The sequence below is a fragment of the Novosphingobium sp. KACC 22771 genome (genome assembly GCF_028736195.1).
Taxonomy (GTDB): Bacteria; Pseudomonadota; Alphaproteobacteria; order Sphingomonadales; family Sphingomonadaceae; genus Novosphingobium.
Genome location: NZ_CP117881.1, coordinates 1372631 through 1398982, shown reverse-complemented (window position 1 = coordinate 1398982; position 26352 = coordinate 1372631). Strand labels below are relative to the sequence as shown.

The 26352-nt window shown below is 65.4% G+C and carries 19 protein-coding genes; 6 read left to right on the top strand and 13 right to left on the bottom strand.

The window, feature by feature from the left end:
- Positions 1 to 71: 71 nt before the first annotated feature.
- From PQ467_RS06335 to PQ467_RS06325, 3 genes are read right to left on the bottom strand one after another with little or no spacing between them, the layout of a single operon-like run.
- A complete protein-coding gene (locus PQ467_RS06335) occupies positions 72 to 1481 on the bottom strand; it encodes a TolC family protein (protein WP_274175689.1) in 1410 nt (469 codons plus the stop codon).
- Positions 1478 to 2578 carry an efflux RND transporter periplasmic adaptor subunit gene (locus tag PQ467_RS06330; protein WP_274175688.1) on the bottom strand — a complete coding sequence of 367 codons (1101 nt, stop codon included), beginning with the start codon at positions 2576 to 2578 and terminating at the stop codon, positions 1478 to 1480. Before PQ467_RS06330 ends, PQ467_RS06335 begins: the two co-directional genes overlap by 4 nt.
- Positions 2575 to 4269 (bottom strand): ABC transporter transmembrane domain-containing protein, encoded by a 1695-nt coding sequence (locus PQ467_RS06325; protein WP_274175687.1) that lies wholly within the window; start codon positions 4267 to 4269, stop codon positions 2575 to 2577. Before PQ467_RS06325 ends, PQ467_RS06330 begins: the two co-directional genes overlap by 4 nt.
- A gap of 212 nt (positions 4270 to 4481) precedes the next feature.
- Between PQ467_RS06325 and PQ467_RS06320 the strand changes: the two genes are divergently transcribed.
- From PQ467_RS06320 to PQ467_RS06310, 3 genes are all read left to right on the top strand, one after another.
- Positions 4482 to 4889: a DUF2946 family protein gene (locus PQ467_RS06320; RefSeq protein ID WP_274175686.1), complete on the top strand. Its 408-nt coding sequence runs from the start codon at positions 4482 to 4484 to the stop codon at positions 4887 to 4889.
- A 134-nt stretch (positions 4890 to 5023) separates the two neighbouring features.
- Positions 5024 to 7219: a TonB-dependent receptor gene (locus PQ467_RS06315; RefSeq protein ID WP_274175685.1), complete on the top strand. Its 2196-nt coding sequence runs from the start codon at positions 5024 to 5026 to the stop codon at positions 7217 to 7219.
- Positions 7219 to 8397 carry a PepSY-associated TM helix domain-containing protein gene (locus PQ467_RS06310; protein ID WP_274175684.1) on the top strand — a complete coding sequence of 393 codons (1179 nt, stop codon included), beginning with the start codon at positions 7219 to 7221 and terminating at the stop codon, positions 8395 to 8397. The genes PQ467_RS06315 and PQ467_RS06310 overlap by 1 nt, the downstream gene beginning before the upstream one ends.
- On the opposite strand, the gene PQ467_RS06305 is transcribed toward PQ467_RS06310, so the two are convergent.
- The 5 genes from PQ467_RS06305 to PQ467_RS06285 all read right to left on the bottom strand — a co-directional run bounded on the left by PQ467_RS06305 (position 8369) and on the right by PQ467_RS06285 (position 15166).
- On the bottom strand, positions 8369 to 9742 hold the full coding sequence (locus PQ467_RS06305) for an MFS transporter (protein ID WP_274175683.1): 1374 nt from the start codon (positions 9740 to 9742) through the stop codon (positions 8369 to 8371). The two genes, PQ467_RS06310 and PQ467_RS06305, sit on opposite strands and share 29 nt — an antisense overlap.
- An 86-nt stretch (positions 9743 to 9828) precedes the next feature.
- A complete protein-coding gene (locus PQ467_RS06300) occupies positions 9829 to 10026 on the bottom strand; it encodes a hypothetical protein (protein WP_274175682.1) in 198 nt (65 codons plus the stop codon).
- Between the two features lie 59 nt (positions 10027 to 10085).
- Complete coding sequence (locus tag PQ467_RS06295) at positions 10086 to 12944, bottom strand: TonB-dependent receptor plug domain-containing protein (RefSeq protein WP_274175681.1); 2859 nt, start codon at positions 12942 to 12944, stop codon at positions 10086 to 10088.
- A 42-nt stretch (positions 12945 to 12986) separates the two neighbouring features.
- Positions 12987 to 14297 carry an MFS transporter gene (locus PQ467_RS06290; protein WP_274175680.1) on the bottom strand — a complete coding sequence of 437 codons (1311 nt, stop codon included), beginning with the start codon at positions 14295 to 14297 and terminating at the stop codon, positions 12987 to 12989.
- Entirely contained in the window at positions 14294 to 15166 is an 873-nt protein-coding gene (locus tag PQ467_RS06285; protein WP_274175679.1) for a substrate-binding domain-containing protein, read from the bottom strand. The genes PQ467_RS06290 and PQ467_RS06285 overlap by 4 nt, the downstream gene beginning before the upstream one ends.
- Positions 15167 to 15332: 166 nt before the next feature.
- On the opposite strand from PQ467_RS06285, the gene PQ467_RS06280 reads away from it, so the two are divergent.
- Positions 15333 to 16547: a cation:dicarboxylate symporter family transporter gene (locus PQ467_RS06280; protein ID WP_274175678.1), complete on the top strand. Its 1215-nt coding sequence runs from the start codon at positions 15333 to 15335 to the stop codon at positions 16545 to 16547.
- On the opposite strand, the gene PQ467_RS06275 is transcribed toward PQ467_RS06280, so the two are convergent.
- The 5 genes from PQ467_RS06275 to PQ467_RS06255 form a co-directional block, all read right to left on the bottom strand.
- Positions 16537 to 17454: a LysR family transcriptional regulator gene (locus PQ467_RS06275; protein WP_274175677.1), complete on the bottom strand. Its 918-nt coding sequence runs from the start codon at positions 17452 to 17454 to the stop codon at positions 16537 to 16539. The two genes, PQ467_RS06280 and PQ467_RS06275, sit on opposite strands and share 11 nt — an antisense overlap.
- A gap of 106 nt (positions 17455 to 17560) precedes the next feature.
- A complete protein-coding gene (locus PQ467_RS06270; protein ID WP_274175676.1) occupies positions 17561 to 19951 on the bottom strand; it encodes a TonB-dependent receptor in 2391 nt (796 codons plus the stop codon).
- A 245-nt stretch (positions 19952 to 20196) separates the two neighbouring features.
- The gene (gene cydX, locus PQ467_RS06265) at positions 20197 to 20307 is read right to left on the bottom strand and encodes a cytochrome bd-I oxidase subunit CydX (RefSeq protein WP_084391181.1); all 111 of its coding nucleotides are present in this window, start codon (positions 20305 to 20307) and stop codon (positions 20197 to 20199) included.
- A gap of 11 nt (positions 20308 to 20318) precedes the next feature.
- Positions 20319 to 21467 carry a cytochrome d ubiquinol oxidase subunit II gene (gene cydB, locus PQ467_RS06260; RefSeq protein ID WP_274175675.1) on the bottom strand — a complete coding sequence of 383 codons (1149 nt, stop codon included), beginning with the start codon at positions 21465 to 21467 and terminating at the stop codon, positions 20319 to 20321.
- 11 nt (positions 21468 to 21478) lie between these two features.
- Positions 21479 to 23041, bottom strand: a complete 1563-nt coding sequence (locus PQ467_RS06255) for a cytochrome ubiquinol oxidase subunit I (RefSeq protein WP_274175674.1) — start codon at positions 23039 to 23041, stop codon at positions 21479 to 21481.
- A gap of 141 nt (positions 23042 to 23182) precedes the next feature.
- On the opposite strand from PQ467_RS06255, the gene PQ467_RS06250 reads away from it, so the two are divergent.
- Together PQ467_RS06250 and PQ467_RS06245 are read left to right on the top strand one after the other, a co-directional pair.
- Positions 23183 to 24787: an ATP-binding cassette domain-containing protein gene (locus tag PQ467_RS06250; protein WP_274175673.1), complete on the top strand. Its 1605-nt coding sequence runs from the start codon at positions 23183 to 23185 to the stop codon at positions 24785 to 24787.
- A complete protein-coding gene (locus PQ467_RS06245; protein ID WP_274175672.1) occupies positions 24784 to 26349 on the top strand; it encodes an ATP-binding cassette domain-containing protein in 1566 nt (521 codons plus the stop codon). Before PQ467_RS06250 ends, PQ467_RS06245 begins: the two co-directional genes overlap by 4 nt.
- Positions 26350 to 26352 lie beyond the last annotated feature (3 nt).

Sequence of the window (26352 nt, the reverse complement as noted above, 5' to 3'; positions counted from 1 at the left end):
ATCCCTCATACGCGGGCTTTGCCCCCACCCCTCACGCATCATGCAATTTTTTTACGGCCTGCGCGTTCCCGTCATCGCGCCTCATCCAGCCCCAATTGCCCGCGATCCACCAGCGAAGCGACCAGTTCGGCGCGCGAGGCCGAGACGCGATATTCAGCGTCCACCTGACGCAGCCGGGCGTCGGCGGCGGCTTCCTCGCGCAGGTTGACCAGCAGGAAATCGCTGGCGCCAAGGCTGAAGCGGCGGCGTTCGGCCTCGGCCATGCGGGCGGCAAGGCCCGCCTCGTCATGAGCCAGATGGGCCAATTTGTCCGACCCGGTGACCTGCGTCTTCAGGTTGGCGATCTCCACCGCCAATTGCTGCTCCAACATCCGTTGACGCTGCACCAGCGCGTCGGTTTCGGCGGCGGCTTCGGCCATTTTCCCGCGCGCCTGCCGCTGCTCCAGCGGCATGGTGAAGCGCAGGCCGACAATCGCCTCGGCCGGGCGGCGGACATAGCCCATCGGGCCGCCATCGCCGATATCCTTCGATCCCTCGACGCGCAGGTCAAGGCGCGGGCGCAGTTCGTTCTGGGCCATCGCGCTGCGCGCCGAGGCCTGTGCCAGACGGGTCATCAGCATCTGCATGTCGGGCCGCGCCTTGATCGCCTCCTCCTCGCTCAGCCCCAGCGGCGGCGCAAGGCGCGGAAGGGTTTCGGGCAGGTCCTGGGGCCGGGGCACAATCGGGCGCCCCTCCGCATCGCGCCAGAACAGCGAGAGCGCATTGGCCTGGATCGCCAGATCCTGCTCGGCGCGCACCAGCAAGGCCTGTCGGCGCACAATATTCTGCTGGTTTTCCACCACCAGCATGGCCTGACGCGCGCCCGCCTTGACCTGCTTTTCAATCGAGGTCTGCCGCGCCGAGGCCAGTTCGAGCAGATCGCGATAGATGCGCAGACGCTGGCCCGCCGCCGCCCATTGCTGATAGGCATCAATCGCGCGCCGCTGCACGCCCACAGCCACCATCTCGCGCTCCAGCTCGGCCAGATCGGTGTCCAGCCCGGCAATCTGCATCCGCCCCCGCCGATCATCGATCAATCGGTCGCGCAGCAGCGAAAACACCGCGCCGACCTTGACCTCGCCCAGGGAATTGGTGATGGATTTGCCGTCATAGGTGGGAAACGGCCCCATCGAGAGACGATAGCCCGCGTAATAATTGCCGCCGTTGGAGGTCAGCGGGCGGGTGGCCTTGGCCTCGGCGGTGGCATTGTCATAATAGCCCAGCGCCCGCCATTGCACATCGCCATCGAACACCAGATCATACAGGCCCTGCGTCGAGAGCAGTCGCGCATCGGCCTGTTTCTGGCGCGCCACGGCCTCAAGGATCTGGGGCGCATGGGCGGCCGAGGATTGCAGCACCTGTTTGAGCGTCAATTCCGCCGCCCCCGCCGCCGGGGCGGACATCGCCAGCCCCAGCGCCGCGCCGATCAGCGCCCGGATCACTTGCCCTCCTCCTCATAGGAATCCTTGGCCTTGGACTTGCTCTTGGCCTTGTCGCCCTTGTCGGACAGCGCCTTGCCCAGCCCCTTGCGCGGCCCCGGATTTTCCGGCGGCGTCATTTCCAGCGGGAAGTCATTGAGCTGACGCCACAATTCATAGCCCACGCTGACCGTGTTCATCTGGATCCAGCCGCGCACCTTGGAGCCCAGCCGGACGAAATTGCTGTCCGGCCAGCCCCGCGCGCCCGGCAACGGTTCGACCAACACACGGAACAGGCCATTGTCGAGCGCCGAAGGGTCAATCGAGCGCACCCGCCCGTCGAACATGCCCTGCGCCACCGAGGGCCAGCCGCTGAACTGGATCGCGGGCCAGCCTTCGAAATTGAGCCGCACCCGCTGGCCCCGCCGCACCATGGCGACATCGCGCCCGTCGATCTGCAATTCGACCACGCGCTCGGAATGTTCGGGGGCCAGAGTGGCCAGCCAGTCGCCCGCGCTGACCAGAGACGCGCCCACGCTGGTGTTGATCGCCTGAATGCGCCCGTCGCGGGGCGCCCGCACAACCTGCGCGGATTGACGGTTCAGCGCGATGTCCACCCGGCTCAGCTTGGCCTTGGCCTCGGCCAGTTTGGCGGCATGTTCGGCCACCTTGATCTGGGTGTTTTCATAATCGCGCCGCGCGGCAAGGCCATCGGCATAGAGCGAGCGGGTGCGCTCCACATCCAGCCTGGCCACGGCCATCGCCTGCGCCACGGAATCGATCTGGGCCAAGACCTGCGCGCGCTCGGCGGCCATGCGGGTCAGCACGTCGGGATCATTGTCGACGATGCGCGCAATCGGGGTGCCCGCCTTCACCTCCTGCCCGTCGTTGACATACCATTGCTCCACGCGCCCCGACACCAGCGCGGTGACCTGCTGCACGCGGTCATGCGGGTCCAATGCGGTGACACTGCCCCGGCCCGGCGCGGTCTGCACCCATGGCACCAGCAGCAGGAAGGCCACGATGGCCGGAATGGACAGGGCGATCATCCAGGCCACCGCCCGCATCACACGGGGCGGGCGCATCGCGCTCAAGGTGGCAAAACGCTCAAACCGGCTCATGCCCGCGCCTCCATGCCAAGGCCAGAGGCCCTTTGTGCAGCCGAGCGAATATCCTCCCATTGTGCGCCCCGGATCTGTTCGCGATTGCCCAGCCACAGCCAGCCGTCGCGCCGCAGCCCTTCGGGCCGCCCGGTGAATTGCAAAACGCTGGTTCCCGTCTGGCGCAGATGCTCCAGCACGCGGTCCAGCCGGTCGGGGGGCAAGAGGTCATAGAGCGGCGAGAGCACCAGCACCTTGGGCCGCGCCAGCAGCGCGCCCGCCAGTTTGAGCGCCATCGTTTCCCCCACCGCCAGCGGCCAGCCCAGCGGCGAGAGCATCGTGTCCATGCCCTGCGGCAATTGGCCCACCCGGTCGGCCAGCCCGACCAGATCGAGCGCGTCCATCATGGTTTCATGGCGGTCGCCGCTGGCCAGCGAGAGATAATCGCGCAAGGAAAGATCGACGATGGTGGGGCGATCAAGCACCACCACATCCGAGCGCAGGCGCAGCATGTCATAGGTGCCGATATCGGCCCCGCCCACGGTGATCAGGCCGCGCGCGGGCGTATCGAGCCGCTTGAGCAGCACCGAAACGGCCCGGTCCACCCCCGGCGCGGCCAGAATGGCCAGTTGCTCGCCGCTGGCCACGGTGAAGTTCAGGTGATGATCGCCCAATTCGACATGGCGAAAGGCAATCGCGCCATTGGGCAGCGCGGGCGCATCGGGCTTGGGCGGGCTCTCCTGCGAGACATCCCAGAACAGTGAAAGCTCCTCCAGCCCGCCGACCAGATCGTAGAAGATTTCCAGATAATTGCCCAATTGGGCGATGCCATAGAACACGCCCGACAGGATCAGCTCGGCGGCGACCAATTGGCCGATGGAAAGCTCACCCGCGATGATCAGCATGCCGCCCATCGTCAGCAGACCCGCGCTGGCGCAGGCATAGAGCAGCAGCAGGCAGATGGTCTGGGTAAACGTATAACGGAAATGGGCGCGATGCTTGGCCACGTAATCGGCGGTCAGCGCTTCGGACTGGTCGATGGCGAAATGCATGTGGCGGCTGGATTTGTAAAAGCCGTTCGATCCGCCCACGCCGTCCAGCCAATGGGCGGCGGCATGTTTGGAATGGCTGACGGCAATGGCCGTGGTAAAGGCTCCGCGCGCCCAGACCATCAGGATCAGCGCGATCAGCGTGACCAGCAGCACGTTGAAGGCCAGAAAGAAGGGGTGGTAGAAACTGGTCACCACCAGTCCCACCGCGCCTTGCAGCACAATGGCAAAGCCGCCCACCAGCAGGCTGGTCAGCGCCTTTTGCACCGTGGCCATGTCAAAGAAGCGGTTGAAGAGATCGCCATGGCGGGCATCGTGAAAGAAGGGATTGCGGGCATGGACCGCGCGCAGCGTGATCTCCGCCATCATCCGGGCGAAAAAGCGCCGTTCAAACAGGGCCATCACATGGACTCGCAGCGCGCTTAACAGGCCCGCCAGCAACAGCAGGCCAAACAGGATGGCCGAGAGCGTGAAGAGCGGCGCGGGCAGCGCGATATTGGCCACGGCATTGATGAGCAACTGCACCGAGATGGGCGTGGCCAGCGAAAGCAGCGAAATGGCCGCGCCATACATCAGCGCCATGCGCAAATAAGGGCCGTCCGGCCCCAATATCAACCCGATCCACCGGGCCACCTGCCGCAATCCCACATTCTGTTTGGCCATGCCCCATCCTTTCGCAGTTGCAGCAGGTAAATAGCGGCAGATCCTTACCCTTCAAGCGCGACAAGACTGCGCAATAAAACGAAACAGTGGGGCAATGGATCTATAAAAAGCAGGCGTTTGATCAGGCAGCAGGTCAAGATGACCCAAGGGGCATGAAAATCGATCCGGGCCAGTGACAAATCCATTCTGCGGCGATAGAGGATCAATCTGTAATGACGTCATTTCGCGCCTTTTTTCTGTCCCACGCCCGCCTGGCCGCTTTGCTGGTCGCGCTGGCCTTGTGCATGAAAGCGCTGATTCCCGCCGGTTACATGCTGGGCGGGGAAACAAGGACGATCACGGTTCAGATCTGTGCCGACTCGATCGGCCACCAGATCACCCGGCAAATCGAAATCGGCATCAGGGATCACGACTCCAAGAGCCATGACAAGGCCAAGGCCGACGCCCCCTGCGCCTTTGCCGCGCTGAGCCATGGCGCGCTGGGCGGGGCCGATCCGATCCAACTGGCGCTGGCGCTGCTGTTCCTGCTGACGCTCGGCTTTGCGCCGGTTATCCCGAATGCGCCTCAGCGCGTCCATTATCTGCGCCCGCCTCTGCGCGGACCGCCTGCACTGGCCTGACAGAACCAGCCTTTTTCAACGGCTAGGGCGGTTTGATGCCGATGGCGGCAGGGGCGACGCGTGCTCGCCCTGCCAATCGGCGCGCGTCGCGCTTGGGCCGTTTGCCTGAAAAATCAGAATTTTCGAGGAATTTCATGAAAATATCACGCCTTGCGCTGGTGGCGGGCCTGCTGGCCGCGCCCGCCGTTGCGCGCGCCGATGACGCAGATCCGGCCCGCCAGACAATCGTGGTCGAAGGCCGCGCCGATCCGCTTGATCTCAAAGCCACCTCCAGCACCGGCAGCCGCCTCGGCCTGACCGCGCTGGAAACCCCCGCTACGGTTCAGGCGATCACCGCCGCCGATATCGAGCAGCGCGGCCTGCGCACCGCGCGCGAGGCCTTTGCCGATGTGCCGGGCGCGATTTCCGGCAATGTGCCGGGCAATCCGGCGGTGGTGATGATGCGCGGCTTTTCCGGCAATGCCGTCTCGATCCTGCAGGATGGCGTGCGCGTTTCCACCTCCACCGTGGTCCAGCGCGACACCAACACATGGCATTTCGACCGGATCGAGGTCATCAAAGGCCCCGCCAGCGTGCTGCAGGGCGAAGGCGCGCTGGGCGGCATCATCAACAAGGTGACGCGCAAGCCGACGCTGGACGCCAGCCACTTCGACGGCCTGCTGTCCTATGGCAGCTTCAACACGCTGAACGCGGCGGGCGGCGTCAATGTCAAACTGTCGGACAAGGCGGCGATCCGGGCCGATGTCAGCCAGCTTTCCTCCGACAGCCTGTATGATGTGGCCGGCAACAAGATCCGCTCCTTGGGCCTGACGGCCAGCCTGCTGGTAAAGCCGATAGAGCCGGTGAGTATTTTGCTGGCGGTCGATCATTACAATGACCGCGCCAATGGCACGTATCAGGGCGCCCCGCTCGTGCAGGCGGCAACCGCGCGGCAGGCGAGCAACATCGTGACGACCACCAACGGCCTTGTGCTCGACCGGGCCCTGGCGCGGGTAAATTACAACCCCGATGGCGGCACATCGGGCGCGGATGAGACCACTTTGCGCAGCCGGATCGATTGGGCCATCGGCGGCGGATGGGCGCTGGGGGTGGATCTGACCTATTACACGGCGCGGCGTGATTTCATCCTGTCCGACACGCAGACCTACGCCGCCCCTTCCACCGGCTATCCCGGCGGCAGTTTTCTGCGCACGCTCCAGCGGTTCTATCACGACCATCAGTTCTGGAACGCCCGCGCGGCCCTGTCCAACGATGGCGTAATCGCGGGACTTCGCAACCGCGCCACCATCGGGCTGGAATATAACCACACCAATTTCACCAGCCTGCGCCAGAGCGCGCCCAATACGGCGGTATCGCGCGTCGATCCCTATGCGCCGATCGTGGGCACCTTTCCCACGGCGGACAGCGTTTACACAGCGGGCAACCAATTCTTCGATTCCCGCCTCAACACCACCAGTATCTTTGCCGAGGATGCGCTGAACCTGACGAAAGACTGGCTGCTGGTGGGCGGCATCCGCACCGACAGCATCGACCTCAACCGGCAGGTGACGAACTATCTTGTCACGCCCAACAGCCTCCAGAGCGCCAATCCCCGGTACCATCCCCTGTCATGGCGGATCGGCACCACCTATGCCGTCACGCCCGGTCTGACGCTCTATGCCCAGCATTCGACCGCCGCCGTGCCGGTCTCGTCCATGCTGCTGCAAAGCATCGTCAACACCGCCTTCCGCATCACCAAGGGCCATTCGTGGGAAGCCGGTTTCAAGGGCAGCGCATGGGGCGGCAAACTCTCGGCCACGGGCGCGGTTTACTATATCAAGCAGAATGACATCCTCACTCGCGATCCGCTCAACCCCTCGCTGAGCGTTCAGGGCGGCAGCCAATCTTCGCGCGGGGCGGAATTGAGCGTGGAGGGCTGGCTAAGCAAACAATTGAGCGCGGGCGGCAGCATCGGCTATGTCGAGGCGAAATATGATCAGTTGATCGAAGCGGGCGGCGCGGTGCGCACCGGCAACCGGCCCATCAACACGCCCACCACCACGCTGTCCGGCCGGATCAGCTATGCCATCCCGCATACGCCTTTCAGCGTGAACGGCATTGTCCGCCATGCCTCGGGCTTTTTCACCGATACGGCCAACAGCATCCATGTGGCGGGCCACACGACGCTCGATGCCTCTGTGGTGGCGGAAATCCGCAAGGGAGTGCGCGTGACGCTGCGCGGGCGCAATCTGACCAACGCGTTTTACGGCGAATATTCCGGCTATCCCACCACCAACATCTACATCGGCGCCCCGCGCAGCGTCGAGCTGGCCTTGGGCGTCCATTTCTGATGGCCGCGCCGATCCGCAAAGCGGTGCGTCAGGTGCATCTCTGGATGGGCCTGACGCTGGGGGCGCTGTTTGTGCTGCTGGGCCTGACCGGATCGGCGCTGGTGTTCTATCAGAGCATCGACCGGGCGCTGCATCCTGAAATTCAGGTCGCGGCGCTTGGCCCTGCCCCCGATCCCGCCTCGCCGGTGTGGGACCGCGCTCTGGCAACCCTGCGCGCGCAATGGCCGGAGCGCGCGGGCGCATGGCGGTTTGAACTGACGGGCGAGCCCGGCCCCATCCCTGTCCGCTATGAAATGCCGGGCATGGGCCATGGCGGGCATCGGACCATGGTCTGGCTCTCGCCCGATGGAGCGCGGGTTTTGCGCGAGGATGTCTGGGGCCGTTATCTGATGACCTGGATCTATGACCTCCACATGGAACTGCTGGGCGGCGAGGCCGGGCGGGCGATTGTGGGGTGGAGCGGGCTGGCCATCTTCGCGTTGATTATGGTCACGGGCGTTTGGGCATGGTGGCCCAGAAACGGCGGGCGTGGCGATTGGCGCAAGGCTCTACGTTATGCCAGCGGGGCGGCGCTGACCCGGCGCTTGCGGGATATGCACAAGCTGGCGGGGCTGATCGGCCTGCCCCTGCTGGGCGTGCTGGTGATAACGGGCGTGATGCTGGCGCTGCCCGATGAAAGCAATGCGGTGCTGCGCCCCGTGTTTGGCCCGGTTGATCGCCCGCCTAAAATGAGCCTGATGCGCGATCATGGCCCGCGCCTCCCCATCGCGCAGGCCGTCGCCATCGCCATGCACGCCCTGCCCTCGGCCCGGATCGTGTGGATCGAGGTGCCGCCCGTCGGCCAAGGCGTCTATAAATTCCGCATGAAGACCGCGCATGATCCCTCGATGCGTTTTCCCCACTCCTATGTCTTTGTCGATCCGGTCGACGGGCACGTGATGGCGGTACAGAACGCCGACCGAGCAGGCCCGACCACCACCATCAACAACTGGCTCCACTGTCTGCACGATGCCAGCGTGCTGGGCCTGTTCACGCGGTGGCTGGCCGTGGCGATGGGGTTGTTCCCGGCCTTTCTGTTTATCACCGGATTGTGGCGGTGGATGGAGCGCCGGAGTAGCGCGCAACGCCGCCCCACGCCCGGCTCCCGCATCAATAGCGGTTTGCCAGCCGCAGATTGAACATCAGCGCCCAGGCCGAAACCGCCGCCACCGTGAGAAAGGCGGCGCGATAGGCCATGACGCCGCCGCCCGCCACATCCACCCGCCCGACGATTTCCAGCACCACGCCCGCGATGCAGATACCCAGCGAAAAGCACAATTGCTGGATCGTGGCATAGAGACTGGTGGCCGCGCTCATCCTCTCGGGCGGAACGTTGAGGAAGGCCACCGTATTGTATCCGGTAAACCCCAGCGAGGTGAACAGGCCGGTCACGCCCAGAATGGCCATCATCGCCCCGATCGGCCAACCTTCCTGCCAAAAGGCCAGCGCACCATAGCCAAGGCTGGAGACCACACCCGCCACGCTCAGACTGCTGCGATAGCCGAAATGGCCAATTATGCGCGGGGCCAGCGGCTTCATCACCACCGCCCCCACCGCGCCCGCCATGGCGATCACCCCGGCAGAGGCCGCCGAGAGGTGAAACCCGGTTTGCAGCATCAGCGCCAGCAGAAAGGGCTGCGCGCCCTGCGCAATGCGGATGAGATTGCCCGCCGCCGCCGACAGCCCGAACGAAGGAATGCGCAGCAGCGACAGATCGAGCAGCGCGCCCGCCAGCCCCCGCGCATGGCGGACATAGGCCCAGCCCCACAGCGCCCCGGCCATCAGCAAGGCCCAGGCCAGCGGACCTCCCCATGCGCGGCTGACCAGTTCAAGCCCGAACACTCCGCAGCCCAGCGCCGCGCCCGAGAGGACAAAACCCTTGCCGTCAAAGGGAACGGCGGCCCCGCCGGGCATCGGCGGCATCAGCCAGAACGCCAGCACCAGCCCCAGCAGGCCGACGGGCAGGTTGATGTAGAAAATCCAGCGCCAGTCCAGCCAGGTGATGATAAAGCCCCCCAGCGGCGGCCCCAGAATTGGCCCCACCAGAGCGGGCATCACCAGCCAGGAGAGCGCCGCCATCAATTGATCACGCGGGGTGCAACGGATGAGGATCAGCCGTCCCACCGGCATCATCAGCGCCCCGCCCAGCCCCTGAACCATGCGCGCCAGAACCAGCCCGCCCAGCCCATTGACCTGCGCACAGCCGACCGAGCCCAGCAGAAACACCACAATGGCCGCGCAATAGATCCGCCGCGCGCCCCAGCGATCCGCCATATACCCGCTGGCCGGAATGAAAATCGCCAGCGAGACCAGATAGGAGGTCAGGCCCACGCTGAGCCAGGAAGCAGGCACATGAAGATCGCGCGCCATGGCGGGCATGGCAATGGCCAGCACCGTAGCGTCCAGTTGCTGCATCAACAGCGCAGAGGCAATCACCAGCGCGATCAGACGAAAGCTGCGCGGCTCGCCCGCTGGCAGGTCCATGCCGGATGTCCTTTCGATCAAGCTGGCGGTATCACCGCTTTGGCCTGCAACGCACAATCCGTCGCGTCAACCCGAAAGGGCCGTATTCAGGCCAAACTCTGCCTGACCCGCTGCTCCAGCCGCTCGGCCACCGAGGCGCGGATGGGATCGCCCGCCCGCAATTTGCGCCATGTGTTGTAGCTGATGCCATAGCGATCCATCAGTTCATCGCGCGACTGGCGGCTCAGGCGCTGCGCCATGCGCTCGACCAGATCGGGAGGGACCACACGTTGGTTCTCGTTCATCGCTTGCCTTCCCTGAAAATGGCGGGGGCCGTCAAGGGCCGGCCCCCGCCGACCGCCCATCAGAAGCTGACCCGAACGCCCATGGTCATATAGCGACCGATGGGATCGTAGGCGCTGCTGGCGGCCGTGGTGAAGGTGGTGACGGGGGGCGGCGAGAGCGGAGGATCGCGGTCGAACAGATTGGCGACCGACAGATAGATCTGCTGATTGCCGCCGCCCAGGTGGAGATTATAGGTGCCCGTCACGTTGGTATAGAACACGGCGGGCGTGTGATTGATGTTCACGTCAACTCCTTCAACCCAATCCGCGCGCAGCTTGGCCGCGCTGATGAAGCGTTCCTGCACAAAGAGCGAGAGATCGCCCTTGGTCCAGGTGGCCTGCGCCACGCCGCTCCATTTGGGCGTGGTTGTTTCCCCCAGCCCTTCGAGCACCGGCGAACCGGGCGATTGCGAGTTGTTCTGCAGCCCGTGATTGCCCACCAGGCGCAGGTTCAGCTTGCCGCCCGCCAGCGTGGTCTTGTAGCCCAGTTCAAAGTCGATCCCGGCCACGGTCTGCGCGGCCAGATTGAGGTTGGGCCGCTGGATGCTGAGCGAGCCGGAGGGCAGCACGGTGATGTTGGCGCATTGCACCTGATTGCCCGCCGCGCATTCATCCACCACGCGCTGCTCGGTCAGGGTGGTGATCGCATCATCCAGCTTGATCTTGTAATAATCGACCGAGGCCGAGAAGCCGGGCAGCCAGTCGGGCTGGAACACCGCGCCAAAGGTGGTGGTCAGCGCCTTTTCTGGCCGCAGGTTGGGGTTGCCGGTGGCGAAATTGACCTGCGCGGTCTGGACGCCGTTGTAGACCACATTGCCGTTCAATTGCGTGGCCGGATTGTAGAGTTCGAGCAGATTGGGCGCACGAATATCGCGCGACACCGTGCCGCGCAAACGCAGCGCCTGATTGATCTGCCAACTGCCGCCCAGCTTCCATGTCGTCACGCCGCCCGAGGTGCTGTAATCGGCATAGCGCACCGCGCCGTTCAGATCGAGCGAGCGGGCAAAGGGCACATCCTTGAGCACCGGCACGGCGACTTCGAGATAGCCTTCGCGGATGTCATACTGACCCGAAAACGGCAGGGGGTTGAAGAAGCGATAGGGCCCCTGACGGCCGTTGAGCGCCGATGGGCCGCCCCGGATGCCGGTGAAATCAATACGGGTGGGCGAGAGCGCATCGGTGGTCTGGCGGGCGGTTTCCTTGCGGTATTCCACACCGGCGGCCACCGCGATCGGCCCGGCCAACTGGATCTTGTCGCCCAGATCGCCGCGGATGTTGGCCGACACCACCTGCTGGCGCAGGCGCAGGTTGAGCACATTGTCGCCGGTCACATAATCGGTGATGGCCTGATTGGCGGCCTGCGGGCCGAACAGGTTGCGCGGCGTACAGCCCGGATCAAGCCCCGCCAGCGTCGAGCGGCAGACAATCCGCCCCGACACCGGATCGCGCACCGCATCGGCCGAGGCATAGAGATTGCGCGCAATGGTCAGGTTGTTCGAACGCAGTTCCTGATCGGTCTGGCCGAAAGTATAGCTGGCGTCATACTTCCACGACCCGCCCAGCGCGCCGCGCACGCCCAGCGATCCGTGATAGACGCTGATCTTCGATTCATTTTCCGACAGCGGCAATTCGCCTTCAAACCGGCCCATCTGGAACGACTGGACACCCGCCGTCACCATCCGCGCCAGCACATCGGCGGGCAGATAGGCATTGTCGCGATAGATCGTATAGGCCGCGCTCGACCCCGTGTTCTGGCTGACAAAGGCGCCCTGGGTGGTGTGGCTGTTGGCGTAAAGCCCCTCGGCAAAGATGGTGGCCGCGGGGGAAAGGTCGAATTCGGCGCGGGCAAAGGCGTTATAGCGGGTTTGCGTGGGCATCAGGCCGATATTCGCCCGCGCACCGTCACCGCCGCTTTGAAAGGCCGTTCCGGTGTTGGTGCCGTAATTGAAGGGCGCCGAAACGCCGCCGGGCAGAAATTGCGTGCCCCGGAGCGGCCCGGCCGAGATCAGGCCGCCATAGGTGCCCGCCGAGCTGCGGATCGAGGGGATGATCAGATTGCGCGGAAAGGCGCCCGCCACCGGATTGGCGATCAGGCCCGCATTGTTGTCAAACCATGCCCGCCCGGTGTTCTGATCGGCGCGCAGGCCATCCTGATGGAAATAATCGGCCCCGGCGATGAAATGGAAACGGTCATCGGCGCCCGACGTGCCAAAGGCCACCGATCCGCCCACCGAGGGCAAATCGCCATGGCCCGACACACCGCCCAGCACCTCGGCCTTCAGCCCCTTGAACTTGGTGTCGAGCACAAAGTTGACCACGCCCGCCACCGCGTCCGAGCCATAGGCCGCCGATGCGCCGCCCGTCACCACATCGACCCGGCTGATCAGCCCCTGGGGCAGAATGTTGATATCGACCGAGCCGCCGCTGTTGGTGGCGGGCATGCGGCGGCCGTCCAGCAGGACCAGCGTGCGCTGGGCGCCCAGACCGCGCAGGTTGAGCAGGTTCTGGCCGCTGTTGCCGCCGCGGCTGTTGGTGGTGGACGGGCTCGATGTCTTGGTGCTGCCGTTAAAGACAGGCAATTGGTTGAGACCATCGGCCAGATTGGTTGGGGCCGAGGCGCGCAATTGCTCGGTGGTGGTGATGGTGACCGGAGTGGGCGCCTTGAAGCCGGTGGCAACGCGGCTGCCTGTCACGACGATCCCGGCATCGGCGGCATTGGCCGGGACGGTGTCGGGTGCGGCGGGCGTTTCGGCCGGCGTTTCGACGGGCGCCGGGGCCGCCTGCTGGGCCAGCGCGGGGGTCGACATCAGCAGAGCGATGGCAACCGGCATCAGCGCCGCCCCATGAATATATGCGCGTTTCGCGGTGTTGTTGATCACGTTCGTCTCCCTAAACTTCTATAATTATTGCAAGTGTTCAATTCATGCCTGACGGTTGAGCCGACCTCCGATCAGCAGCGCCAGCAGCGAAAGCAGGGCGGCCGCCGCGCACCAAGCGCCCGGAATGGCCTTGTCGCCGGTCGCCTCGATCAGCGCGGTGCAGATCGCCGGGGTAAAGCCGCCGAAGATCGCCGTGGCCATGCTGTAGGCAAGGCTGAAGCCGACGGTGCGGACATGGGCGGGGATCACCTCGGTCAGATAGACGATGAAAGCGCCGTTATAGGTGGCATAGACCGCCGCCATCAGCAGTTCAGCGGTCAGCAGGCCGCCAAAGCTGGGACCGGCCACCAGCCAGCGCATCAGCGGATAGGTCATCACCGCCGCCAGCACCGTGGCCCCGATCAACAGCGGGCGGCGGCCCACACGGTCCGAGAGCGCCCCCATCACCGGCAGCAGCACGAAATTGGTTACGCCGACGCAGGCCGTGATGAACAGGCTTTCCCCCGGCCCCAGCTTGAGCACCTTGCTGCCATAGGTAGGGGTATAGGCGGTGACCATATAGAAGAACACCGTGGTCATCACCGCCATCAGCGCGCCCTGCAGGACAAGGCCCCAGTTGCTGCCGATCATGCGCATGATCTGGCCGATCTGCGGATGCTCCTTGCGGTTGAGAAAGACCTCGGTTTCCTCGACATGGCGGCGGATAAGGAACAGGAAGGGGATCATCGCGCAGCCGATCACAAAGGGCACGCGCCAGCCCCAGTCCTGCATCGTTTCCGGCGACAGGCTGGTGGACACCAGCAGCCCGATCAGCGCGGCAAAGACCACCGCGGCCTGCTGGCTGGCCGATTGCCAAGAGGTGAAGAAGCCCTTGCGATGGGGCGGCGCGATTTCATTGAGATAGACCGAAACCCCGCCCACCTCGACCCCGGCCGAGAGACCCTGGACCAGTCGCCCCGCCAGAATGATGAGCGGTGCGGCAAGGCCGATCTGGGCATAGGTGGGCGTGACGGCAATCGCCAGGGTGCCCACCGCCATCAGGCCAAGCGTGAGCAGCAGCCCCTTGCGGCGGCCATGGCGGTCAACATAGGCCCCCAGCACCAGCGCCCCCACCGGCCGCATCAAAAAGCCCGCGCCAAAGGTCATCAGCGTCAGCAGCAGCGAGGCAAACTCGCTGCCCGTGGGAAAGAAGGCCTTGGAAATATAGGTCGCGTAATAGCCGAAGACCATGAAATCGAACATTTCAAGGAAATTGCCGCTGGCCACGATGAAGATCGATTTGAAGGCCGATTGGCGGCGCGCGGACCCGGCATCGGCCATACCGCCTGCCGAAAGGGTGGAGGAGATGCTCATGGCGTTACCTTCTGCGATGCCGGCTCCATGCCGCTGGCGCGGATGGCGGCTTCGGCCTTGGATGAGGACAGGAAATCAAGCAGGGCGTGAGCGGCCTGTTGCCGGGGCGAATTGGCAACGACCCCGCCCGAAAAGGCAGTCACTTTCTGGAGCTCGTCGGGGACAAGGCCGATGATGCGGATGCCCTTGACGGGTTTGAGTTCGGACAATTGCTGGAAACCGATCTGGGCCTCGCCGCTCGCCACGATCTGCCCCACGGGCGTGGCGGGGATCATGCGCCCCTTGGGACGGACAATGTCGGCCACGCCCAGCTTGTCGAGCATGGTGGTCTGAATATAGACGCCGCTGGCGCTGTCCGACCAAGCCACGGATTGCGCCGCGATCAGCGTCTGGCGCAGGGCCGCAGGGGTGGAAATATCGGGGGCGGGCGCGCCTTCCTTCACCGCCACGGCAATTTTGGAAAGCGCCAGATCAACCGACGTGCCCGGCGTCACCTTGCCCTGAGCCGCCAGCGCATCGAGCGCCGAGCGGGCGAGAATCACCACATCGGCCGCTTCGCCGCGGGCCAGCCGGGCCGGGATCGCATTGGCCGTCGCGCCCATGGAGGGGCCATGGCCGATGATGATCCTTGTGCCGGTTTGCGCCGTATATTGCGCGGCCAGCACGTCAAATGCCGCATTGAACCCGCCCGATGTCAGCACATGCAGTTCGTTTGCGGCAACGGGCGTGGCCAGGGGGGCACGCGCGCCGGGATTGTGGCAGGCGGCCAGGAGCGGGGCCAGCACCAGCCCCAGCACGATGCCTCGCCGCCGCCGCGAGGTGATTTCACCCGCGCCGGTGCGCGCAACAATTTTCGACAACCGGCGCATGACGGCCCTACTCCCCTTGATCGCCTCTTTGGGCGGTTTGTCTCTGGCCGGGCCGGTAATGGCGGCGGCCGTTGTTTGACTATAGAAGCGACCGGGGATATATTTATCAAATGCAATTATCGGCGCACGTAATGCGTCAAGCACATAAATATCATGGGAGCGAACAGTGCTGCGTCATCTTTATGTGCAGGTCGTGTTGGGGGCGCTGGCCGGCATTGTCGTGGGCCACTTCTGGCCCCGGCTGGGGGTGGAGCTGGGGCCGCTGGGCATTGCCTTTGTCAAGACGATGCGGATGATGGTGTCGCCCATCCTGTTCTGCACCATCGTGGACGGCATCGTGCTGCATGGCGGGGCGGTGCGCACCGGGACGACGGTGGCGCGGGCGCTGATCGTGTTTGTGGCGATCACCGTGGGGGCGCTGCTGATGGGTCTGCTGGTGGCGGGCCTGCTGCGTCCGGGCGCGGGTTTGCAGGTTCCCCCGCCGGTGCCGGGCGGCATCGATCTCCATCGCCAACTGGCCGGGGCGCCGATCAACGGGCCGGGCGAGTTTCTTTTGCGTATGGTGCCCGAAACCTTCTTTTCCGCCTTTACGGCCGGAGACATCCTGCCGGTGCTTTTCATTGCGGGTCTGGTGGGGTTTGGCCTGCTGCACATTGGCGCGGCGGGCGAACCGATTGTCCGGGGCCTGCGCGTTCTGGCCCAGTTGCAATTTGCCATTGTGGGTTTCCTGCTGCGCGTGGCCCCGATCGGCGCGTTTGGCGCCATCGCCTATACGGTGGGGGCCTATGGCATCGGCTTTATCAGCTCGCTGGGGCTGTTGGTGGCCACTTTGGCGCTGGCCTGCGTCGCTCTGATGGCGGCCTTGCTGATCGTTGTCCATGCGCGCACGGGCCTGCGCCCCTTTGCCCTGCTGCGCCATTTCCGCGATGAAATGCTGATCATCGCGGGCACCTCGTCCAGCGAGGTGGTGCTGCCCCGCCTGATGTCGAAACTGGAAGGCATGGGCGGCGACCCGGCGGTGGTCGGGCTGGTGATGCCGGTGGGCTATACGCTCAATCTGGCCGGGACGGCGGTCTATCTGATCGTCGCCACGCTGTTCCTGTCCGAAGCGCTGAACATCCCCCTGCCGCCTGAACGGATCGCGCTCTATCTGATGGTCATGCTGGTGACATCCAAGGCCGCCGCCGGGGTGATCGGCAGCGGTTTTTCCGCGCTTTTGCTCACGCTGTCGCTGCTGCCCGATGTGCCGGTGGCGGCGGCGGCCATGCTGATCGCGGTGGACCGCATTCTCTCGACCCTGCGCGCCCTGACCAGCGGCGTGGCCAATATCAGCGCAACCCTGCTGGTGGCGCGGTGGAACGGCGGGCGCTTTACGCTTTAGCCTGTGCCCATGCCTGCGAGAGCAGGCTGACCAGCCGGGTGCAGGCCGGCGACAATTGCCCGCCGGGCCGTTGCAGCAGGCCAATGCTGCGGAAAATCACCGGGTCCTTCAACGGACGCCACACCAGATTGCCCGCCTCCGGCCCCGCGCAGGCCAGTTTTGGCAGCACCGATGGCCCCAGCCCCGCATCGACCAGCGCAAGCGCCGATGTCAGGCGCGTCACCTCATAAAACCAGGTCAGATTGATGCCCTGCGCGGCCAGGCCGGCCTCCAGCGTGGTGCGGTTGCCGCTGCCGCGGTGAACGGTGACCAGACGGCGCTCCACCAGATCGGCCCAGCCCACATCGGCGATTTCCGCCAGCGGATCATCCTTGCGGCATACCAGCCCATAGGGATCATCATAAAGCGGCGAATAGGACAGATCGGAATCCGGCCCCACCGGCAGCGACAGGCCGAATTCGGCCTCGCCGGTGCGCACCGCTTCGGCGCATTCCCCGGCGGAAAGGTCGAGAATGCGTACCCGCGTGTTGCGGTAATCGAGCGAGAAGCGTTGCAGCACTTCGGGCAGGAACTGCACCGTGGCGCTGGGGATGCTGGCCAGCGTGATGCGGCCCGCCGCCCGTTCGCCCTGCGCCATCAGGCCGACCAGCGAGCCGTCGATTTCCTGGAGCATCCGCCGGATCAGCGGCACCACCTGCGCGCCTGCCGCCGTCAGGCGCACGGTGCGCGTGGTGCGCTCGACCAGAACCGTGCCCACGGCCTGCTCCAGCTTCTGTATCCGGCGGCTGAGCGCGGGCTGGGACAGGTTCAATTGTTGCGCCGCGCGCATGAAGCTGCGCCCGTCGGCCACGGCCACCAGCGCGCGCAGGTCCAGCAATTCGCAGTTCATCGGGATTGGAAACGTCATGCCGGCCTGTCTGATTTCGGGGCTGAACACAGAGCAGAGCCATGCGCGGCCCTGCCCTGCGGAACCTCCCTTCTATGCGCCAGTCATGCGTGCAATTGAAGCCCCCTCACACCTTGGCGCGCAGCGTCACGCCAAACATGCGCGGATCGCCCGGCGTGCCGACAATCAGCCCGCTGTTGCCCGCCTGCACCGTGACGTTTTGCAGATAGTTGGCGCGGGTCAGGTTGCGGACAAAGACCTCCACGTTCCAGCGCGGCCCGATCCGCACCCCGGCCGCCGCATTGACCAGCGTATAGCCCGCGATGGTGGTATAGGCGCTGTCGGTCGCCTCGCCATAGACCATGGAGCGGATGGTAGCGTCGGCGCGGGCATAGATTTGCGCGCCGCCCAGATCATGCGTCATCTCGCCGCCCAGCGAGGCATTCCATTTGGGCAGGCCGGGCAGGGATTTGCCCGTCAGATTGCAGGATGCCGTGGACGCGCCGGTCAGTTCAATCGGGCAAGGCCCCGCCGGATAGGAGGCATAGCGCCCATCGGCATAGGCCAGAGCGCCACGCAGCGCGAACCAAGGCGCCACCTGCCATTGCCCATCCGCCTCCACCCCGCGCACCGTCACGCGCGGGATATTGGCGAGGTAGGAGCGCAGCGCCACCACGGCGGCATTGTCCACCACATTGGCCTGAAAATCATGCACCACGGTCGAATAGGCCGCCAGATTGAGCGTCGCCCTGCCCCCCAGCCACTGGCTCTTGATGCCCGCTTCCCAGGTGAAGTTGCGTTCGGGGCGGATCACGGCGGTCGAAAGGATGGGATCGCCATTGGCATGGCCCGCAACGCCCGAGGGATAAACCGGCAGGCCCGACATATTGATCCCGCCCGATTTTTGCCCGCTCGCGCCATTGACATAGAATTGCATGTCGCGAGAGACATGCCATGCCAGATTGACTCGGCCCGACAAACCCGCCTCCGAGACGTTGGCCCCATAGGTTTGGGCGCGCAGGATCGAATTCTTGTCCGAAATCAGCGAGGCCGCGCCTGTGGCCAGCCCGCCGCTGACCGAGGTGTCATAGGTGCCGCGCTTGTTTTCCCACGTTTCGCGCAATCCTCCGGTCAGCGCCAGCTTGCCGGTGATGTGCAAGGTGGCCTCGCCGAACAGCGCCATGGAATCAGAGCGGAAATCGGTGGTGCCGTTTTGCCCGTAGCCATCGAGGAGATTGGCGGGGCGACCGGCGGGCAGCAGCCAATAGGTCGCCTGCGGGCCATAGATGCTGATGGGATGGCCCACGATCTTCTGGTGAAAGTAATAAAGCCCGGCGACATAATCCAAATGTCCCGGATTTTGGCCTGAATGCGCGTTGGAAAAGCGCAGCTCCTGACTGATCTGGTCCTGACGGCTGGGAATATGCTGGGTTATCTGGACGGGCACGCCGGTATAGTCGCGGTCATTGGCCGCATCCCAATCCCAAAAGCGCCATGCCGTGACCGAGGTGATGATGAATGGTCCGCTCTTTAATTCGGCAATGGCGCTGGCGCCGCCCTCCTGCGTATCGGTGCCCACAGGCGCGTCGATGTCGGTGATGCGGGCAAAGGGATTGGTCGAGGGCACAGCATAGCCAAGCCCGGCGGCCAGTGCGCCAAATTGCTGGGCGGCGGGCTTGAGCGTGGGGGCGACCCGCACATATACCTGCGTACAGCATTCGCCCTTGAAACTGGACCAGTCGCCGATCAGCCGGATTGACAGGTTGGCGGCGGGGGTCAGCAGGATCTGGCCGCGCAGGGCGGTGTTGTCGATGCTGTTCTGCCATGTGCCATAGCGCTGGTTGTAAATCACCCCGTCGCGCCGGGTCAGCGAGCCCGACACGCGAAAAGCGGCCAGATCGGGGATCAACGGGCCGGTAAGGCTGCCGCGCAACTGGCGGAAATTCTGCTGGCCATAGCTGGCTTCGGCTTCGGCGCCAAAGGTGAAGCTGGGCTTTTTCGTGACGATGGAGATGGCGCCCGCCGTGGTGTTCTTGCCAAACACCGTCCCCTGCGGCCCGCGCAGCACCTCGATGTGGTCAATGTCGGTGAAGTCGAAGGCCGCCGTTGCCGGGCGGGCATGATAGACCTCGTCGACATAGAAGCCCACCCCCGGTTCCAAACCGTCATTGGCCTGACTGACCGAGACGACGCTGGAGCCGAGACCGCGGATGGTGAAGGCGGTGTTGCGCGGATTGGCGCTGGAATAGTTGAGCGAAGGCACCAGCGTCGAGACCTGTTGCAGGTTGACGGTGCGGGTGGCGTTCAACAGATCGGCCGAAACCACCGAAAGCGCGGCGGGCACATCCTGAGCGCGTTCGGCGCGGCGGCGCGCGGTGACGGTGATGTCGGCATCGGGGGTAAAGACAAGATCGCCCGCAGGGTCGGCGGGCGCGTCGGCGGGCGCGTCGGCATGCGCGGGATGGGCGGCAAGGATGGTGGCGCACAGCAGGCCGTGGCGCAAAAGCGGATGGCGCATCGTTGGGGTCCCTGAACCTGAAGAGTGAGGCTATTTATATATCACGGAATATAGATTGCCTTACGCCTATCCAATCGCGCAATCGGGCGCAAGCCTCACTCTTGGTATGGGGGTGATTTATCGGCGCCGCGCCCTGCGCCCGTTCGGGCCTGAACGCGGGCGCCAGAGGGGCAGGCCCGGAATCAAGGCGGCGCCGGCGGGAAGGGCCGGCGCCGCTGCGTCCTGCGGGGCGTTACGCCAAAGGATCAGACCGCAGGATCATCATCAATCGGCGAATTGAATTCATGCCACAGCCCGTTGATGATGCCAAAGCCCACCGCAAGGCCCAGACCCAGCACCCATGTAAAATACCACATGGCAGTTCCTTTCAGTAGAAATCAGGGTTGGTCTGGACATCGCGCAGCGTGATCCGCCCGCCCAGCATCTTCATCACCCATGCCGTGTAGCCCAACACCACCGGCAGGAAGATCACCGTCACAATCAGCATGATGAACAGGGTCATGTGGCTGGACGAGGCATTCCAGACGGTCAGGCTGGAGCGCGGATCAATCGACGAAGGCAGGATGAAGGGGAACATCGACAGGCCCACCGTGGCGATGATGCCCGTGGTGGCCAGCGCGGTGCCCAGCAGATTGAGCCAGCCACGCCGCGCGGTGATGCCCGCCAGCGCCACCAGCGGCCCCACCAGCCCCAGCACCGGCGCCAGCACCATCCAGGGATGCGCGCCGTAATTGGCCAGCCAGCCACCGGGCGCGGCCACACTGGCCGACATCAGCGGGTTGGAAGGCCCCTGCGTATCCACAGCCCCGGTCAGCGCCAGCCCCATGCCGCCCTTGGCCACCATCACCCCGCCGATCAGGAACAGCGCGATGCTGGCCAAGGCGGCGATGCGGGCGATGGCGCGGGTGCGGACCAGCACCGGCCCTTCCTCGATCTTCACCGCCAGCCAGCCCGCGCCATGCAGCGCCAGCATCGCGACCGAGAGCAGGCCGGTCAGCAGGGTAAAGGGGGTGAACAGGCCCAGCAGGCTGCCTTCATAGGTCATGCGCAGGTCGCTGTCGAAGCGGAAGGGCGCGCCGGCCAGCACATTGCCCACCGCCACGCCAAACACCAGCGCGGGCACAAAACCGCCGACGAACAGCGCCCAATCCCAGCGGTTGCGCCATGCCGGATCGGCATGTTTCGAACGATACTTGAACGACACCGGCCGCAGGATCAGCGCCGCCAGCACCAGAAACATGGCGAGGTAAAAGCCGGAAAAGCTGACCGCATAGACAAAGGGCCATGCGGCAAAAATCGCGCCGCCGCCAAGGATGAACCACACCTGGTGGCCCTCCCAATGCGGGGCGATGGCGTTGATGACAAGGCGGCGCTCCTGATCGCTGCGTCCGACAAAGGGCAATAGCGCCCCCACGCCCAGATCATAGCCATCGGTCAGCGCAAAGCCGATCAGCAGCACGCCCAGAAGCGCCCACCAGACCACCCGCAGCGTTTCATAATCAAGCGGAATATGCATGTCCTGTCCCCTTATTCGGCGGGCAGCGGGGCAAAGCCCTGCGCCTGCGCGGTGGGTTCGTGGTGCTCGATCGGCCCCTTGCGGATCGCCGCGATCATCAGACGGATCTCGATGACCGCCAGCGTGCCATAGAGCGCGGTAAAGCCGATGATGGTCGCCCACACCTGCGGCACGGTCAGCGAGGAGGCGCCGAGGAACGTGGGCAGTACGCCATCCACCGCCCAGGGTTGCCGCCCGATTTCGGCCAGCACCCAGCCCGATTCAATCGCGATCCACGGCAGCGGGATCATCACCACCGCCAGCTTCAGGAACCAGCGCTTGGAGAATTGACAGGCCGAGGCGCAATAGAAGGCCATGGCGAAGAAGGCGATAAAGCCAAAGCCCAGCGCCGCCATCCCGCGAAACAGGAAGAACATCACCGGCACATTGGGCACCGTATCCCATGCCGCCTTCAGGATCAACTTGTCGTCCGCCTGACGCGGATCGGCCACATAGCGCTTGAGCAGCAACGCATAGCCGACATCGCGCTTGTGCGCCTCAAACGCGGCGCGGGCGGGGATATTGGCGCGGTCGAGCTTCAGCTTTTCCACCGCGTCATAGGCAATGATGCCGCTGTGGATGCGCTCATCGGCGCGCAGCACCAGTTCCTCGATCCCGTCGATCTTGCCGGTCAGGCTGCGCGTGCCGATGATGCCCATCACATAGGGCAGCTTGATCGCCCCATGGGTGGTGCGCGCCGCCACATCGGGCAGGCCCACCAGCGTGATGGCGGCAGGCGCCTCCTCGGTTTCCCACATCGCCTCGATCGAGGCCAGTTTCATCTTCTGGTTATCCGTCAGCGCATAACCGCTTTCATCGCCCAGCACGACCACCGAGAGCGCAGAGGCCAGCCCAAAGGCCGAGGCCACCATCATCGAGCGGCGCGCCACATTGACCCATTTGCCGCGCAGCATGTAAATGGCCGAAACGCCCATCACAAAGGTCGCCGCGCAGACATAGCCCGCGCTGACCGTGTGGACGAATTTGGCCTGCGCCACCGGGTTGAACAGCACGGCGGAGAAGTCGGTGACCTCCATCCGCATCGTTTCGGGATTGAAGGCCGCGCCCACCGGATTTTGCATCCAGCCGTTGGCCACCAGAATCCACAGCGCCGACAGGTTGGTGCCCAGCGCGGTCAGGAAGGTGACGAGGAGATGCTGAACCCGGCTGAGGCGATCCCAGCCAAAGAACATCACGCCCACCATGGTCGCTTCGAGGAAAAAGGCCATCAACCCCTCGATGGCCAGCGGGGCGCCGAAAATATCGCCCACATAATGCGCGTAATAGGCCCAGTTGGTGCCGAATTCGAACTCCATGGTCAGACCCGTGGCCACGCCCAGCACGAAGTTGATGCCGAACAGCCGCCCCCAGAAACGGGTGATCACCCGCCAGATGGGCCTTTTGGTGATAACATAGACGCTCTCCATGATGACCAGCATGAAGGAGAGGCCAAGGGTCAAAGGCACGAAGAGAAAGTGATACATGGCTGTCAAAGCAAATTGCAGCCGCGATAATTCGATAACCGCCATATCCATCGGACATGTCCCTGTTTGGGCCGCACAGCAGGCGCAGCCATTGACCAGCGCATCATGCGCAAGGCAGGCAAATGGCAGGCGGGTGTATCGGACAGACTCGCTTGCTAATTGCAGGCAACGCTAATATGATGAAAAAGTAATATGGTCAAGCCCCCTTCCCTGCCCCGCCCGCGCCCGGATCATCGCGCAAGCCTTTGGTGGATCGCCGATACTTGCGGGGCGATCCTGCTCGCTTTCGGCCTTGCGACGTTGATCGCAGGGGCTGCCGGAGGGCGTCCGGCGGCGCTGATCGGGCTGTTCGCCATGGTGGCGGGGGGCGCGGCGCGTGCCATTGCCCAGAGCCGGGCGCAGGACGCCGGGGTGGCCGCCGCCTTGCGGGCGCAATCGCGCTGGCGGGCGGCCTTGTTGCCGGCGCTGCTGCCTACCCGCCTGATGCGCGGGCGGCTGGTGGGCGAGGATCTGCATCTGGCTGTGGATGCGCTGGCGGGCACGAAGGACTATGTGGCGCGCTATCTGCCGCTGCGCCTTGCCGCCGGGGCCTCGCCGCTGCTCGTGGCCTTGGCGGCGTGGTGGGCCAGCGCAGTGGCGGCGGCGATCATGCTGGCAACGCTGGTGCCTTTCATTCTGGGCATGGTGCTGGCGGGCACGGCCGCGGCCCGCCGCGCCAAGGCCCAGCATCAGGCGCTGGAGCGCTTGTCGGGGCTGTTGGTCGATCGTCTGCGCGCGCTGCCCACCATCCTCTCCTTTGGCGCCGAAAAGCGCATCACCCGCCATCTGGGCGCCAGTGCGCAGGATGCGGCGCGGCGCACCATGGCGGTGCTGGCCATCGCGTTTGCCTCGGGCGCCATTCTGGAATTTTTTGCCGCGCTCAGTGTTGCGCTGGTCGCGGTCTATTGCGGCTTTGCCCTGCTCGGCCTGCTCCCCTTCCCCGCGCCGGAGCGGCTTGATCTGCGGCGCGCCTTTTTTGTGCTGGCGCTGGCGCCGGAATTCTATCTTGGCCTGCGCCGCCTCGCCGCCGCCTATCATGATAAACAGACCGGCGAGGCGGCTCTTGCCGCGATGGAAGAAGCCATGGCCGCCATGCCGGAAACCCCCGATCCGGTCAAAGCCCCCACCCGATTGGCAGGCCGCGCCGCAGTTTTCACCCACCGCGACGGGATGGCAATCGGCCCGCTGACATGGGACTGGGCCGCGCCGGGCCTGCATGCCATCACCGGACCGACGGGCAGCGGCAAATCCTCGCTGCTGCTGGGCCTGATCGGACAGGTGCCACTGGGATCGGGCGAAATTATGGCCGATGAGGCGCCGCTGCGCGCCGGGGCGCTTAATCAGGCGATAGGCTGGGCGGGGCAAAGCGTGGCGCTGCTGCCGGGCACTTTGCGCGAAAACCTGGCGGCTGGATGTTTGGCGGAGGGCGGGGCCGATGATGGCGCGATGGTCGCCATGCTCGACGCGATGGGGCTTGGCGCGATGCTGGCCGCGCGCGGGGGGCTGGGCATGATGATCGACCATCGCGGATCGGGCCTTTCGGGGGGCGAGCGGCGGCGGATCGGCCTTGCGCGCGCCATGCTCTCGGCCCGCCCGATCCTGTTGCTGGATGAACCCACCGCCGATCTTGATGCGCAAAGCGCCGAGGCGGTGCGTGGCTTGCTGGCGCGGCGCGCGCGCGACCGCATGGTGTTGGTTGCCACCCATGACGCCACGCTGATGGCACAGGCCGCCTCGCTTTTGGAGATCCCCGCATGACCATGCTCGACGCCCCGCTGGCCCGGCAAAGGGGCGCCTTGCGCTGGGGCATGATCTGCGCGGGCGCGGCGGCGCTGGCCTCGGTGGGCCTGCTGGGGCTGGCCGGATGGTTTCTGGTCGGGGCGGCGCTGGCGGGCGCGGCGGGCCCTCTGGCGGTATCGGCCTTCAACTATCTCCTGCCCAGCGCGGCCATCCGCGCCGCCGCCATTGTGCGCACCGGCGCCCGTTATGGCGAGCGCATGCTGGGCCACAGGGCCGCGCTCTTTGCCCTTGCCGATCTGCGCATGGACCTGTTTTCCCGCGTGGCCAAAGCGGCGCTGGGCGGCCGCGAGGCCATGCGCAGCGGCGAAATGGCCGCCCGCTTTGGCCGCGATGTCGATCTGCTGGAGGATGCCGCCATTCGCCGCGTGGCGCAGGTGGGCGGGTGGAGCGCAGGCCTTGTCGCGCTGGCCATGGTCGGTCTGGCGGGCTGGGGCTCCCTGCTGGCCATGGCTGCGGGCATGGCGGCCATGCGTCTGGCATCGCGGAAAATGTCCACGCGCTTGCCCGCCTTGCAGGCGCGGGTCGCCAAGGCCCATGCCGCCCTGCAGGCCGATTATGCCGATATGGCCGGGCCTGCGGCGGATATTCCCGTCTATGGTCTGGCGCTGAAAATGGCCGATGCGCTGGAAACCGGCGCAGCGGCGCACAGTCAGGCCGAACGCGCGCTGGCCCGCGCAGAGGCGCGCATAACCGCCGCCCAGACGGCTCTGGCCAGCATGACCGTGGCACTGATCGCATGGCTGGCCCAAGGCAGCGCGCCGGTTATCGCCTTCAGCCTCCTCTCGGCCATGACGGGGCTGGAGGCATGGGCGACAATGGCGCAGCACGATATGCGGCGGCGCGAGATCGAAGAGGCCGAAATCCGGCTGACTGAATTGGGACCGGCCGCAAGGGACCAAGGCGTATCCTACGCCCCCCTGCCCAACGCCCCCGTGATCACCATCCATGGCCAGAACCTGTGCCCCGGCGCGCGGATCGCCATCACCGGCCCCTCGGGCATCGGCAAGACGCGGCTGGTCGAAACGCTGGTCGGGCTGCGCGATGATGCGCCGCAGGGTCTGGCGATTTCCGGCCTTGCGCCGCGCGACTACGGCCTTGCCCATCTGCGCGCGCTCTTTGCCGTGATGCAGCAGGACGCGCCCCTCATTGCGGGCAGCGTGGCGGACAATCTGGGCCTTGCCCGCCCCGGCATCACCCGCGAAGAGATCGCGCGCGCGCTCGATGTGGCCTGCGCGCAGGAGGTGGTTGCGGCGCTGCCCGATGGGCTTGACCAATGGCTGGGCGGGGATGGCGCGCGGCTGTCGGGCGGGCAGAGGCGCCGGATCGCGCTGGCGCGGGCGCTGCTGGCCCGGCGCCCATGGCTGGTGCTGGACGAACCCAGCGAGGGGCTGGATACGGCCACCGAAAGCCGCCTTGTCGGGCGGCTTGGCGCGTGGCTGGAGGAAACCGGGACGGGGCTGATCCTGATCAGCCACCGTCCGGCCATGATGGCCCTGACCGAGCGCAGCATCAGCCTCTAGCGC